Here is a 14,077-nt window from a genome sequence, read left to right as displayed (position 1 = left end):
ATTAATTGATGAAGTAGTCTAAAAGTTTATTAACGATCAAATAGCATTAACTCACAAATGTTATTGTAGTCAAGTTAAAACCGCTAAACCTTACCATGAAAGATAAAGAACAAACTAAACGCAAACTTATAGATGCGGTTGGTGCCATTATTAAATCCAGAGGATTTGGCTCTATACGTATCAGCAAAGTAGCCCGGCAGGCTGGTGTTGATCGCAAGCTGATCTACCGCTACTTCGGAAACATGAACAATTTGACGGAGGCCTATATTGTCGAGAATGATTATTGGATGGTCTTTGCTGAACAGTTGAACCGTCTTTTCCAAGAGGTAAGTGATGATAATTCACAATTGGTTATAACAGAAACATTGCAGGGACTGTTTAAGTATTTCTACAAGCAACCAAAAATGCAAAATTTGATTTTAATTGAACTTACCGGTTCCAGCCAACTGATGCGTAGTATTCATAACGTGCGGGAATCTATGGGCCAGGATATTTTAGAAAAAACGGATATGCATTTTAAAAATTCTGGAATTAATTTTAGGGCTGTTGCAGGATTGTTGATTGGTGGTATATATTACATGGTGCTACATACCCTTAGCAATGGATATAATTTTGCCGATGTTGACCTGGAATCCGAGGAAGGAATGAAAGCGGTATCAGAGACACTTGCTAATGTGGTAGATTGGGCCTTTAAAGCAGCTGCGAATCATTAAAGTTAATTGCTCAAAACGTGAACCTATTATTCCGGGCATTCCCTGCGGTCGGACTTTTCACTGTATCTTCTGCCGAAGGATGCCGTTGCAATTCCTAATGCTTTTGTACCTATTTGCAGGATTTATTTTTTATTCGTATTTTACAAATACCCGCCCAAATCGTAACCCGCCCAAATCGTAACCCGCCACATCGTAATTTGTTAAATCGTTAGATTTTTAAAAATCTTTGTGTTATGTCCAATAATATATATTTAATTAACGACTGCCCGCTTTCAGCGGTAACCCTTAGTGGTAAAATGGATGAAGGTTTCCATCCTGGCCAGGAAATAATCCTGGTAAATAAAGAAACCAGAAGATATTGCCCAAAATATATTGAACGTGTAATTGACGCGGGAGATGGCAATTGTGTGTTAGACCTCTACTACTGGTAAGTTGATTATAAAAACGGGCTTCGGCCCGTTTTTATTTATAATCCTCGTTTTCATTAATCGTTATTATAATCAACAAATATCTGAAATAAACCTAATAACATGATTTGTATTTACGTAAACAGGATGTCATAAGCTAAAAAGTGTCTAAGAAAATTGTTAATTTTAAGCTAATATGAGCCTAATTGTCACAAGAAAAGAAAATGGAGTAATTTACATTGTCAGTGATACTAAATTAACTGCACCGGATGGTCAGGATTTTAATAAGGGCCAACATTATCAGCAAGAAGAAAACGTTCTAAAAGCTACGATACTTAATTCTCACCATTGTGTATCCTTTGCCGGAAATATTCAATATGCCGAATCTGCTATTAAATCTTTAACTGGTGACCAAACTGATGAAACTATACTTGATATTCTAAGGCTAAGTCACTTAGCTTCAAATCAGGAAACCGAATATACTTTAGCATCCATGCTGAATACAAAGGCAGGAATATATGAAATTAAAAATGGTACCGTTTCAAAAGTAGAGGCGTCTTGGATCGGATCTCAAAAGGCATTTGGTAAATTTCAAAGTAATATGCTTGGCCAAAATTTAAATCATAAACGTCAAAATTTCATGTCAATCACTAAGGCAGCCTCAGGTAACCTCATGCAAAAAATGACTGATGCTATGGACGATGTGATTCAAGATGAGGATATTCCCGAAGTTGCAGGCTTTAAAATTAAAATTTTCTTCGACGGTAACCGGTTTATATATGATGGCTACATTGATTCCTACTTTGCTTCTCAACAATTAAATTTTCAAGTTCCTGATAGCGCAAACTCATTTGGTATGCCGATCACACATGGCACAGCCGCACAAGGTGCCTATACTATCAATTTTTTCCTTAGCCGGGATAATTATAACTATGTAGGTTTACATGTTAAACAAGGTAATTTTGGTATTTTATATTGTCGGAATGACAATGGATTACTTCACCCCGAGCTACTCGCCAAAACTGATGAAATCGATTTTTGGGATCAGGTTAAAAAATTTGGTGTTACGCCATTTGGTACCACTCAAGATGCATTTCAGAAATTTGGAATCGCAGGTAAAGATTTTTATGATCAAAAAAACTATTTAGCGGCGATTAACTCTTTTACAAAAGGCATTGAATACACACATGACAAAGAAAAAGGGCAATTATACTTTAACAGGGCCATCTGTTTCATTCAAATAAATAAGATGCAGGAGGTTCTCCAGGACTTTAACGAAGCTGTTAAACTTAAACCGGAAAATCAGGCGGAAGCCACCAGGATAATGACGGATTTGATAAACAGTAAAAGGTAATTGCCATGCGTTTACTAACACAAGAAGAGATAGCAAACATCGAAGTGCGAGCTCAATCCATGCAGGAACTGAGAAAGGAAAATTATTTCGCCATTGGTGGAACATTGACCGCTATTATGAATTTAAGCCCGGCAAATGGATTGATATTGATCGGTGGAAATGAAGATACCGGTTTTGAGCATATTCGCCTCAGGCATGAATTATATAGTGGCCGAACTTATTGGAGAAATGATGATCCTGATCTGGTTAAACTCGATTATCCCAGCAAATTTGGTCCAACTTCCATACCTGTATTCTCCTACGTTGAACTGGCTGATGCACTTTATAAAGCTGAATTTTATAAAGCCTCATCCAACAATGAACCTGATTTATTCGATGTCTACGATGGCATGCCCGAAATAATAAGCGCTGAAAATCGTCGCTTTAAACTTGTTTTGTATAAGGGGACAAAAATTATACATACCCTTTATCCAACTAATGCAAAATACACCGTAAAAAAACCATCAGGATTTGCGCTCCATAAAGGCGGCGTAAGTGTTCAGTATAATACCATGACTGGCTTAGTAACAGTAACTATTCCTTATTTTGATCATCTCAAAGTGAAGTGTTACTCCGCAATTCACAGTTACGATCATGTATCACATAAATTACACAAAAAAATACTTATCCATCGTACTGGTAAAGCTGATTTAATAATCAATTATCGAGCTGAATCATTTGAAGGTAAATTAGATGACGGCGGATTTGTGAAAATGCAATTCGAAGCCGCCAATTTAAAGGATCTCGAAACTGAACTGGTGAGAATTGAAGCGGATAAGGAAAATTGGATCAATCAGCCTTAAGTGTCGTAAATCATGATTTCTCTATATTCACAAATGGCCCATTAGCAGATTTTAACGTTGAGGGTTGCTATATATTCAATGAGCATTGTAATTTTATATTTAAACCAATCTAAATCTTATGGTCAAATTATTAATAGACACCTGCGTCTGGCTGGATATTGCCAAGACTTCCAAAGGTGAAAGTACACTGAATTTACTTGCAAACTTTATTGAACAGGGAGAAGTGAGTCTTATTCTACCGGAAATATTTTACGCTGAATTTGATCGCAATAAAGAAAGAGTCGTTGCCGATGCGGGTAAAAGCTTATCAAGTCAATTTAAAAAAGTTAAAGAGATGGTTGCTGAACATGGTGATCAGGAATCCAAAGGAAGCATTTTAGCCCAGCTCAACGACATTGATAAAAAGATACCTACCATGAGTGATAACGCTTTTAATACGATTGTTAGGATGGAAGAAGTAACGAAGAATGCAGAAATAATTTCTGTTTCTGATGAAATAAAGCTTCGTGCCACACAAAGGGCGATTGATAAAATAGCGCCATTTCATCTTTCTAAAAACAGCATTGGTGATGCTCTCATTATCGAATGTTACAATGAGTATAAAATTCAAAATTTAGCGCAGGAGTTTGGTTTAATGTTTATTACCCATAAATGTAAATGATTTTAGTTTAAAAAATGGGAATCAAAAACATCCTCATGAAGATTTAGCAAGCATGTTCGACACAGCAAAATCGCAATATTTTATAAGTCTCCCCGAAGCGCTGAATACTATTAATCCTGACTTGGTTGATGAGGTTGAATATGAAAACGATTGGGATTTCGAATACAGGAATTTTTCAGAAATTTTGGAAGCTGAGCACGACCTGGAGCAAAAGATTTGGTACAACAGGCATAAGGTCAGGGAAGCTTCAATCAAAAAAGGTAAAATAAAACTGATTGACAGAGAGCAATTCAATATTAAGAAATCTCAACACACCATTATTAAAGACATATGGGAAGGCGCGCTTGCTTCAGCAAAGAAAGTTGAAGAAACCTATGGAGCTGAAAATTTGAGCTTTGATGATTTTGAATGGGGAATGATCAATGGTAAGCTATCGGCGTTGCGTTGGGTTATCGGTGATGAATGGGATAACCTTGATACATAATAATCATTGCCCAATCACTTTGGCAGTTTTGTTTTTCTGTGCTATTAATTTATTCATTAATTCTTTTCGCTGCTGCTTTTTGTCTCGTAATGATTTGACCAAATAGTTCGTTATGCAGATAATTGGTTTGCAGAGTAGCGCGGTAAAAAATTGGACTTATTTTAAGTGCCTGTAACAAACAATTAGTTAGCAGTAATTTAGCCATGTAATAATTTAGGTAAAGGTCGGCGCTCAGATGCTGGCTTTTGTTCATGCCATGGGATAAAGTATGCCTTAAATCTTTTGATGCGGTTGGGAAATTTGTCCAATCTAAAGGTTTGAATACTGTTTCCAATGCTGGCCGGCAATGATCAACAAGGCCCTGAAGTTTATCTTCCAGCGATAAATATCTTGTAAATTTAAAGGTGTTATTCAACCATTGTTTTAAAGATGCATCCTGGATATCTTTTAAAATTGTAGCTTTCTTCATATCAAATAACTCTCGGTCTTTTTTGATTGCTTGAGGTTCCAGCATTTCACGATAGAAATCTTCAAGTCCCTGAATCAAATTCAAAAAAAGGTTGTTGATCTTTACATGTGTTTGCGGAGATTTCATGCCCGTCCGTTCATTAACGCTCTCCAGGTAATAATCAACCACATTCTTAAGATTAGACAATTTGAACCAACGCTGTATTACCGCAGTCAGCTCCTCAAGGCTAAGAGTCCACCGGCTAAATAACATTTCGTTTTGGTTTAGAGAACCCATTTGGACAATCTCAGCATAATTTAGGTTAAAATTAGTGATATGATAACATTGATTTTCTCCTTCACTATGTAATCTCTTTCTTAGTTTTTGCTCATCTGACAAATCCGCAAATTCTATTTCCTTAACTTGAATTGGTAATCGGCTACCATAGGAAAACTCCAATAAATGCCGAAAATTTAATGCGTCTATCATCAAATCCTTTATTTGTACGGATTCGTTATATTTAAAAATAACCTCGTCAATTACCTGAACCCTTTTTTTACTACCAAGATCTTCAAAAAACTCTTTAATATCTGAACCATAGTTCAACTTAAGATTGTCTGTGACAACCATTTCTTTATTATAATAATCTCCAAGTATAGTAAGATCCTTAATTTCATGCAGAAGATTTAGATTATTAAAACCAAAGAAAAAGCCGCCCAAATACGGATAGTTAAACTTTGCTGCTTTAACTCTAAAGTCTTTTCTAAGGTGAATATCCCTAATTAAAAATTCGGCCCGATATCTATTTATAATTAGGCCTGCACCAACCCCTTCACTGCTATGCCAGCTACATTGAAACAAGGTAACATCTCCCAATTCCCCCGCAAATCCCCATATCACGTCCACATAATAATTACGTACGGCATTAATGGAATTGAATAGCAGTTCCGCGTTATTACCCTCTATATCGATTGTGCTATAAATCTCCAATAAAATTGCCCCCTTCTCATACTCTATGGTAAGTTGTCCGGGTACAGCTGTTCCGTCAGGAACAGACCATTGTCCATTACATTTTCGGATATGATCATTGTTTTTAGCCATTTGCAATTAGGATGAAAGTCAATAATGGTCGATTTGAGAGTCTAAAGTTAACTAATACTCACTTGTACTTTGGTGCCCTTCAAAATTATTGGGGATTATTTATTAATATTTTTTATTCGAAACGGGTAAAAAGCGCAGCTAAGGTCTTGCCGTATTCTTTTTTTGGAGTACGCCAAAAGACTACGGCATAATGGCTTGCCTCGTACCTCACCAACCCACCCTCCGGGACTTATTCCGTTTCCTTTTGGCTATGAGCCGGCTCTTCCTATGGCTTTCTTTTTTCCCTTTTTCTTTTAAAAAATAATCAAGAAAAGCAAAGCGAGATAAGGAAAGCGAAACAGATTTATTCATTTAAAAAAACAAAAGTTATGTTATTCACAGGAAGAATTACCGCAAACGCCGAAGTAAGAACCATTAAAGGCGACAAACAAGTAACCAATTTCACCGTAGCCCTGAACCAACGTTACAAAACCAAAGCGGGTGAAAAAAAGGAAAAGACCGCTTACGTTAACTGCTCTTACTGGGTAAACCCCGGTTTGGCTGTTTACTTGACCAAAGGCGCAATCGTTGAAATTTCAGGATGGGTGGAAGCCCAAACATGGAAAAACCGTGAGGGCAAAGTACAGGCCGACTTGGGTTGCGCTGTTGATACCGTGAAGCTTTTCGGCTCAAACGGTGTAAAACCGAACGATACGTCCAAAGAGAAAAAAGCGGAGAAAAAAGCCGTGGCAGCGGGTGGCGGTGACGACGACGATTTGCCATTCTAAAAACCACTATACAGCACCCTGTAATCGGGGTGCTGTTTCAAAAATCTAATAAAACATTTCAAGAATAAAATACGCACATCATGGAAAATGATTTTGATGCCAATGATTTGATAGAAATATGGGAAGCCATCGGCTTGGATAACCCTTGGATTGCCGAAGCAAATGACCCGCCTTTCAGCAAACACATGCTTGTCAGGGTAAACACCTTACAACAACAGGAACTGATTTTTCAATATGGCAACTGGTGTCTTGGACAAGGTTACTATTTCAAAAACCTATGCTTTATCAATCAGATTGATGGCGGTGATGAATGGCTGACCATCAAGAATGATTACGCTTTTGAAAGCATCACATTCCAAAGGATAATCAAACAGGGCGAATTTATAGCCTACATCGAAAGCCTGTTAAATGCTACTAAAGAGCAATGTATCAATTTAGAATATTAAGCACATGAGCCATTTAGCCAATAGAACCGAACGAAAAGCCATTAAAGTTATCGCAAACGCCCTGCGCTTTTTCAAAGACACCAACCTGTTATTTGTAAGTGCGGAAGATGCTTTTGCCATCAGGCACGCCGAAATTATGCTTAGGGCTGTCATCGAAAGCAACGGGTATAAAGATTACTACCAAAAAGGAAAAGGAACAAAAATTTTAAAAGACAAAAAACCGAGATACCATGAAAACGAACTTTTTTGAACATATCAGCGCCCTTGAATTTCAGGGGGCTTTAAACTTAAACTTTATAAAAAATACCGAGGGTGTGTTAACCGTTTCGGTGTTCCTGCCGAACGCAACGGCAGATACCGCAGGCAACGTCATTCCTCCGATGATATTGAAAGGCAATGCTATCGAATTGGGCGAGGGATTTTTTAACGCCATAGCGGCACCAGTAAAGCAAACCGCAGCGCTGTTTGCCAATTTGGATGCCTATCAGCAAAGCCTTAAAAAGGCTGCCGAAAACTCTAAAGCTGAACTGGACAAAAAGAACAAAGCTAACAAAGGTAAATCTTCATCTGCTACTACCAATGACACCGATGATGATGATGAACAGGATGAAACCAATAACCTGTTCTCCAAACAGGAAAATGAACAAAAGGTACTGGCTGAAAAGGAAAAACGCTATGTAGGTGTATTGGAGCAGGTCGCAGAATTGAGCAAGGTGTTTAAGTATGACGAAGCGATAAGCCTATTGCAAACCTGTGCTGACTACCTCGAAAAGGCAGAGGAAATCAATGAAAAGAGTGCTGAACTCTTAAAGCATAAAGCCAAATACGAAGCATTCATTAATGATTTAGCCTAATAGATTTATCATGGAAGTTACAACAATCAGCAGGGTGTTCCTGCATAAAAATAATGGTCAGGAAGTGCGCTTGGCAGACCCTGCAAGACCCAATGAAATTATGACTACCGAGGATGTGCGGAATTATTACGCCAACATTTACCCGATACTCACCACCGCCAAAATACGAGGCCCCGAATTTAAGGACGATGAAATGCAGTACCATTTTGAAACCACGATGGGAACGAAAGGCTAATCATGAAAAATAAAGTAATCACCAAAGTAAAAATTGATAAGGATAATGACCTATGGAGAGTATATGCAAAGTTCGGCCAATACGCCGAAAAATTAAACCGTCTGCCCGATGCGGGAGAAATACAGCGCAACCCGTTAAGAAGCGCGCCCCCCGAAATGGTGGTGATGGTTTTCTGAACCATACATTTAAACCCTTTTGGTTATTTGACGGCAATATAGAGAAAGCGGAAACGGAGTTTTTCCGCTCTCTTGAAAATATTTGCAAATACTATGACCTGCAAATACCTGATGTCACCGGGCTTTCTTTCCCGCAAAATATCTATCATTCATGGTCTATCACGAACGAACGGGTTAAAGCCATTAATAAAAAACTGGACTGCATCATCCTGAAAGATGATACGCACCAGGCGGTTTTAGCCACCATAAACCAGTATGATACGGGTAGTATGCTGTATTATATTCCTATAAAACCCCTTTGGAATTGGGTGTCGGATGCCCAACAACAACCAGTTTCCGAAGTGGTGACCGCCATTTTTGCTTACCTGTATCAGGTTGTGCAAATACCTATGTATTCAGATTATAACACCTTTTTAGCCGACCAGTACCGCTATGTGGAAGATATGATTAACGAGGAAATATATGAGGATGATGCAGAAGAAACAGCCTATAAGGAGGAACAATTGGACGAACTGTCAATGCTCCAAAATTCAGGCATCAAGTTAGGCAGGTTAATGGATGAAAAGGTAAGGCTCGAACAAATGGAAGATACTATTTTGAATTATGCCAATGCAGAAGTTAGGGATAATGATCTGGCGATACTGGCCATTGAGTTTGTGCAATTGTATAAGGCATATCCAACCCGCAATATGTTCGATGCAATACGCCCCGACCTGTATTAACCTGATGTAAATGAGCGGATAAAAGCCGATGAATATGTCAGCTTTTATTGGAGTGGTAATGATTCTGTAATTGAAACAGTCATGTCGATAATTGATTGCAGCTTTCAGGAAATGGGGATTACCGATGAACCTATTGATGTGGTGCTGTTTGATAATGTTGACCTCACCACATCCGAAAGCTTTGGTTTTGAGAACCGTTTTTTTCCGCTCTTAGACAGGCTCTGCACTTTTCTAAATCAATACGACCACTAATTTAAAAAGACCATGACGAACATAAGTGAACAATTTAACAACCAGTTTGCGCCAGTAAAGGCACTGCTAATATATCAGAACCAAGCCATCCAAAAAGATAACTACGGTTACGAAACCGATAAAAATGAGGTTTATGTAGAAAGTTATGACATTGGTAAACGGGGGCAGCCAATCAACGCCCACCCGTTAAGCATAGCAGAAATGGTGACTTTGAGCAAGTTGTTTCAAGCTACCGAGGAACTGAAAACCAATTATCTAAAGCCAAAGGGTTTACTACCTGCCAATGTATTATATCTTGATGCACAGGCCGAGGGTTATGTGGTTTGGTACACGCCGCCGATGGCAACCAATTTGTTTTTTGTAGATGGTTTGCAAATTCCAAAAGGTGAAGCACATATTCCCGCAATGGTTTGGAAAGCCAGTAAAAACAGTCTTAATGTGTATGCCCTGAAAGGAAAAACAAAGCCGAATGCTAACACGCCTCTTTATCATGCACCTTACTTCAATATTTATGATAGCGGTAATGTATGTATGGGAACGGTGCAAATTTCCATAGACCGTTTTACCCGATTGGAGGATTTTATCTGCAAATGGGAAGCTTATTTGTATATTATGGAGATAGTGGTTCTTCGTCACTTTTGGTGAAAGTATATTAAATAATTACACTTTTATAACTAAGCCAGCTTTTTTTTCAAAGGCGATCCCTATCTTTTCTAGAAGGTTGTATATCTGAGCTTTTTGATACTCTAATCCGTATTCCGTTTTGATCCACTGTGCCAGTAGCGGCCCTGTCCATTTTTCTGACAGGAAGCCATAATTGGCGGGGCTTTCTTTTAGAACCAGTTCCTTTATCCGGTTCAGCTGTCCATCTGACATAGCGCTTCGCCTTCCCCGGCCTTTTTTGTCCTTTAGCCCCTCGATGCCATCTTGTTCAAATCGATGTACCCAATTCGTAATCTGCTTGAAGCTGATATTATGAAGTTCAGACAACTTCCTGCTTGAATGACCTAAAGCTACCAGATACACAAGATATAACCTTACGCCTACTGTGTAAGCATCATTTGTATTTAATATCTTCTTTATCTCGCCAGCTTCCAATCGCTGCACCTTTAATACAGATTTACCCACGATACTTTTCTTTTAATGAATACAAACATAAGAATAATATATGTGTAATTTTATAATATACTATTGCATTATGATACCACAATTTATCCTTCCTTCTAATTTACAGCTAAAAGCTGAAACAATCTATTGTGAACCAGGAGTACTCTATATTCACACTGCTGTTTGTCAAAAATATTCAGCTTGTCCAATTTGTGGCAAAAGAAGCAAAAGAATCCATAGCAGGTATTCCAGAACCCTTTTAGACCTGCCGATTTCGGGACACATGGCAAAAGTTAAGCTCAAAGCAAGGAAATACTTTTGTGATAATGCGGTATGCCCCAGAAAAGTATTTACTGAACGCTTCGATTATGAAATCAGGCCTTACTACAGAAGAATGGTTCGGTCAAATGACCTTCTGATGCGGATGGCACTTGAGCTTGGCGGAAATACAGGTGCTGCAATCAGTCGCTATGTTGGCGTTCCCGTCAGCCCAACCACTATATTGCGGGTTATCAAAGGGATTGAGATCCAGCCTAAGGCACTAACCTCCGGTATAATAGGTGTAGATGACTGGGCGTTCAAAAAAGGGAAGACATACGGAACTGTTATTGTCGATCTGGAAAGAAAAGAAGTAGTAGACCTGCTGCCTGACCGCGAGTCGGGCACTCTTGCCGAATGGCTCAGGAAGCATCCGGAAATAACAACCGTTTCCAGAGATAGGTACGGGCCATACGCCTTAGGGGTAAAAACTGGCGCACCTCATGCTAACCAGGTAGCAGACCGCTTTCATCTACTTATGAACCTTGGAGAAGCAACCAAAAGGATCTTTCAATCAAAGGGAAAAGAACTGAGGGAAGTATTTACCATTTATAATGATCCAAAAAGGGGGGAATCTAGTCGTGTTGAGATTGAACAGCCTGCTCCAAGTAGACTAGAAACCGCAGAGCCGAACATTTCAACCGCAAATATTGGTGTTGCCAGACAGCACAAATTCGACAAGGTTAAAGAGCTGCACAGCACTGGAATTACATTAAGGCAAATTGCCAGAATTACAAAGCTGGCGCGTGGTACAGTTAGGAAATATGTATTAATGGAACAGCTTGGGAAAAGGCAATCCAGAAGCTCAACTAATCTGGAAGCCTTCATTAACGTTCTACTGCAGGAAGAGAACAGAGGTAAAACATATCGCGAACTGCATAAATCAATTGTACAGATGGGTTTTAACGGGAAGTATACACAGTTTTGCTGCAAGATGAACGAAGTTTATAGCATGCAGCCCTTTATCAGAACTAAATCCGAAGCTCCAATAGTGGTAAAAACCTGGTCACCTACCAGACTATCGCTAATGCTCTATATGGAATCAGAAGATCTTCAAGGTAATGAAGACAGGGATTTCTTGAAACTACTATTCGAAACGCTACCACAGATAAAACAACTGGAGCAACTGGTAAAGGGGTTTAAGCAACTGTTCGCTGCCAAGGAAGATGGGCTGCTAAAAAATTGGATTGAAGAGGCAGTAAAGTCTGAGTGCGGATTGAAGAACTTTGCCAAAAATCTACTAAAGGACTACGAGGCAGTAAATAATGCAGTCATTACAACTATAAGCAACGGGCAAGTTGAGGGCCAGGTAAACCGGATCAAAAATATAAAAAGGAAAATGTACGGCAGGGCGGGTTTTCAGTTGCTGAGAAAAATGGTTCTCGCTAAGTCAGCATAATTCACCAAATGTGACGAAGAACCACTTTAAATCGGAATCAGGTGGTCAGTTTCAGCGGAATCTCCAATTAGGCCATCGCTATAACTTATCGATATATTGATGAATCCTTGCAAGCAACTGATCAAAATCAGGCTGCCCGGCATAATAAAGCGCGGCTGTGTCCGCGTATCTTTTTTTATAGGATGCTCTCAACGGTTCATCATTTAAGAGAAAGGCCTCATTTTTATTTACCGGGATAGCTAAGTCGGGTTTCGGAAAACGTTCCTCCTTATGTGCTAAATATTCCGGCGTTCCAAGAAATGCTTGTACGTCTTCGCGACCTAATAAACTGTAAACATCATAATATTGGCGCATAAAATTTACACTTGTATTGCCAGTTTCTCTTTCCCTGCGGAATTTCGTGGCAATGGTTTGCAACTTTTCTACGAATGTATAGCCGGGATTATAACAGGCAATATCCTTAGCTCGGTTATCGATAATCTCAACACCTAGAGCGATTGCCCGGTCATAAGCCCAGGAACTGATCGTTAATTCCTCATTCGGAGTAACCTGGTCAAAACCTGCTTCCAAAAGTATTCCTGCCTTTATTCCTTCCACCTGGTCAATAAGATTGTCGTAATATAAGCGTATCCCACCGCTGGAATATGACTTGGTATTATCGAAATCGGTATCACGTTCCACGAGCACTATACCATCGATGTTAATTTCCGCTGCCAGCCAGTCATAAAAATGCTTGCGGGCAGCAACATTGGCTGGCTTTTCATTTTTAGGGTTCTCATTCACTTTTTGATCTTCCGGCGGCTTGATGTGAATATCGATATCTTCTGAGAATCGTTCAATAATTTTGTAGCCCTTTGACAGTGAAGTACCACCCTTTAATTCAAAATCATATCCTTGTGATTTGAGGCCATATAATACATGCATAATCCAATAATCTTTTTCGATCAAAGCCGCCTGTATATCGGTTTCACTTTCCAGTATACGGAGTAATTCGCGAAATTCAGGATGTTGGTGAAGATATCCAGCCATGGTCTTATGTTAAAACAGGTGCCAGTAAACGTTTAGCTTTGCCGTTGCCGTATTGATTGAGTGTTTGTCGTAACTCAGTCTTGTTCATATTACCAGCTTTGGATAGAACATTATTTTTTACCTGTTGCTGATCTTCTGCTAATCTGTCTAAATTGCCAGCCAGGTCGACAAGTAAAAATTCAGGGGTTAACTTTTCAGGAAAATGATGTTTCATCTGGAAATCAAACACACGATTACCCAATTTGAATTTCCCATGCCGCTTATGATTATAAACAGTGCGCTGATTATAGAGTTGTGTAGTGCCCACACCTAACGCATTATATAGATTTGGTGAAGTCAGTAAAAAACGATCATCTTTCAGAAAGGAACGAACCAAGGTTTCTTCTTCCGGCGGTGTTTGACCAAATACTGAGTTTTTGGGATAATAGTAAACGCCCTGAGATAGCTTTTGCAATACACCTTCTTTCAATAATGCATGCAAGTGCCTGTCTACCGAACGCGACCATTTGACAAGATCATCCCTTCGATAAACCTGTCCTTTCTGCAAATGCATTTTAAGTTGTTCCAGCGCCGACATTATTACATTTTTTCAAAGGTCAACATAAATCAGCTTTTATGCAAGAAATGTTATTAAAAATTCATGCAAGCATATTCTTAAGAGTTATCTAAAGTTATATGAGCTGTCAAGGAAAACTTGACAGCTCATATAAGAATCTGAAACTTAATATTATTGCTATTAATACAGGGAGATATATTTTTAGA

19 protein-coding genes are annotated in these 14,077 nt (G+C 38.9%); 15 read left to right on the top strand and 4 right to left on the bottom strand.

All coding sequences use genetic code 11. The features are described 5' to 3' along the window. The first annotated feature begins 95 nt into the window (after positions 1–95). From SNE25_RS20590 to SNE25_RS20565, 6 genes are all read left to right on the top strand, one after another. Positions 96–713: a TetR/AcrR family transcriptional regulator gene (locus SNE25_RS20590; RefSeq protein WP_321560886.1), complete on the top strand. Its 618-nt coding sequence runs from the start codon at positions 96–98 to the stop codon at positions 711–713. Between the two features lie 233 nt (positions 714–946). Next, on the top strand, positions 947–1,144 hold the full coding sequence (locus SNE25_RS20585) for a hypothetical protein (protein WP_321560885.1): 198 nt from the start codon (positions 947–949) through the stop codon (positions 1,142–1,144). 172 nt (positions 1,145–1,316) lie between these two features. Beyond that, positions 1,317–2,474: a tetratricopeptide repeat protein gene (locus SNE25_RS20580; protein WP_321560884.1), complete on the top strand. Its 1,158-nt coding sequence runs from the start codon at positions 1,317–1,319 to the stop codon at positions 2,472–2,474. A 5-nt stretch (positions 2,475–2,479) separates the two neighbouring features. Continuing rightward, complete coding sequence (locus tag SNE25_RS20575) at positions 2,480–3,316, top strand: hypothetical protein (protein WP_321560883.1); 837 nt, start codon at positions 2,480–2,482, stop codon at positions 3,314–3,316. Positions 3,317–3,434: 118 nt separating this feature from the next. After that, positions 3,435–3,977 carry a PIN domain-containing protein gene (locus SNE25_RS20570; RefSeq protein ID WP_321560882.1) on the top strand — a complete coding sequence of 181 codons (543 nt, stop codon included), beginning with the start codon at positions 3,435–3,437 and terminating at the stop codon, positions 3,975–3,977. A gap of 52 nt (positions 3,978–4,029) precedes the next feature. After that, positions 4,030–4,461, top strand: a complete 432-nt coding sequence (locus tag SNE25_RS20565) for a hypothetical protein (protein ID WP_321560881.1) — start codon at positions 4,030–4,032, stop codon at positions 4,459–4,461. Positions 4,462–4,510: 49 nt separating this feature from the next. Here SNE25_RS20565 and SNE25_RS20560 read toward each other — a convergent pair whose 3' ends face one another. Continuing rightward, entirely contained in the window at positions 4,511–6,010 is a 1,500-nt protein-coding gene (locus tag SNE25_RS20560) for an ApeA N-terminal domain 1-containing protein (protein ID WP_321560880.1), read from the bottom strand. Positions 6,011–6,378: 368 nt separating this feature from the next. Between SNE25_RS20560 and SNE25_RS20555 the strand changes: the two genes are divergently transcribed. The 8 genes from SNE25_RS20555 to SNE25_RS20520 all read left to right on the top strand — a co-directional run bounded on the left by SNE25_RS20555 (position 6,379) and on the right by SNE25_RS20520 (position 10,107). Continuing rightward, entirely contained in the window at positions 6,379–6,777 is a 399-nt protein-coding gene (locus SNE25_RS20555; RefSeq protein ID WP_321560879.1) for a single-stranded DNA-binding protein, read from the top strand. A gap of 80 nt (positions 6,778–6,857) precedes the next feature. Beyond that, a complete protein-coding gene (locus SNE25_RS20550; protein ID WP_321560878.1) occupies positions 6,858–7,223 on the top strand; it encodes a hypothetical protein in 366 nt (121 codons plus the stop codon). Positions 7,224–7,227: 4 nt separating this feature from the next. After that, on the top strand, positions 7,228–7,473 hold the full coding sequence (locus tag SNE25_RS20545; RefSeq protein ID WP_321560877.1) for a hypothetical protein: 246 nt from the start codon (positions 7,228–7,230) through the stop codon (positions 7,471–7,473). Continuing rightward, positions 7,454–8,077 (top strand): hypothetical protein, encoded by a 624-nt coding sequence (locus SNE25_RS20540; protein WP_321560876.1) that lies wholly within the window; start codon positions 7,454–7,456, stop codon positions 8,075–8,077. Before SNE25_RS20545 ends, SNE25_RS20540 begins: the two co-directional genes overlap by 20 nt. 10 nt (positions 8,078–8,087) lie before the next feature. Next, positions 8,088–8,312 (top strand): PRTRC system protein C, encoded by a 225-nt coding sequence (locus SNE25_RS20535; RefSeq protein ID WP_321560875.1) that lies wholly within the window; start codon positions 8,088–8,090, stop codon positions 8,310–8,312. Between the two features lie 52 nt (positions 8,313–8,364). Then, complete coding sequence (locus tag SNE25_RS20530) at positions 8,365–9,210, top strand: hypothetical protein (RefSeq protein ID WP_321560874.1); 846 nt, start codon at positions 8,365–8,367, stop codon at positions 9,208–9,210. 81 nt (positions 9,211–9,291) lie between these two features. Next, positions 9,292–9,462: a hypothetical protein gene (locus tag SNE25_RS20525; RefSeq protein WP_321560873.1), complete on the top strand. Its 171-nt coding sequence runs from the start codon at positions 9,292–9,294 to the stop codon at positions 9,460–9,462. 12 nt (positions 9,463–9,474) lie between these two features. Further along, on the top strand, positions 9,475–10,107 hold the full coding sequence (locus SNE25_RS20520) for a PRTRC system protein B (RefSeq protein WP_321560872.1): 633 nt from the start codon (positions 9,475–9,477) through the stop codon (positions 10,105–10,107). Between the two features lie 15 nt (positions 10,108–10,122). Here SNE25_RS20520 and SNE25_RS20515 read toward each other — a convergent pair whose 3' ends face one another. Further along, positions 10,123–10,590 (bottom strand): helix-turn-helix domain-containing protein, encoded by a 468-nt coding sequence (locus SNE25_RS20515; RefSeq protein WP_321560871.1) that lies wholly within the window; start codon positions 10,588–10,590, stop codon positions 10,123–10,125. 70 nt (positions 10,591–10,660) lie between these two features. Here SNE25_RS20515 and SNE25_RS20510 point away from each other — a divergent pair, with 70 nt between their 5' ends. Continuing rightward, positions 10,661–12,286, top strand: coding sequence for an ISL3 family transposase (locus SNE25_RS20510; RefSeq protein ID WP_321560870.1), 1,626 nt, complete (start codon positions 10,661–10,663; stop codon positions 12,284–12,286). A 78-nt stretch (positions 12,287–12,364) separates the two neighbouring features. Here the strand turns inward: SNE25_RS20510 and SNE25_RS20505 are convergent, their stop codons facing one another. Together SNE25_RS20505 and SNE25_RS20500 are read right to left on the bottom strand one after the other, a co-directional pair. Then, entirely contained in the window at positions 12,365–13,315 is a 951-nt protein-coding gene (locus tag SNE25_RS20505; protein WP_321560869.1) for a nucleotidyl transferase AbiEii/AbiGii toxin family protein, read from the bottom strand. Between the two features lie 4 nt (positions 13,316–13,319). Continuing rightward, positions 13,320–13,892, bottom strand: a complete 573-nt coding sequence (locus tag SNE25_RS20500; protein WP_321560868.1) for a DUF6088 family protein — start codon at positions 13,890–13,892, stop codon at positions 13,320–13,322. Positions 13,893–14,077 lie beyond the last annotated feature (185 nt).

The organism is Mucilaginibacter sabulilitoris (assembly GCF_034262375.1).
GTDB classification, from domain to species: domain Bacteria; phylum Bacteroidota; class Bacteroidia; order Sphingobacteriales; family Sphingobacteriaceae; genus Mucilaginibacter; species Mucilaginibacter sabulilitoris.
Note: the sequence above shows the minus strand (reverse complement) of the source record. Positions and strands in the feature narration are given on the sequence as shown.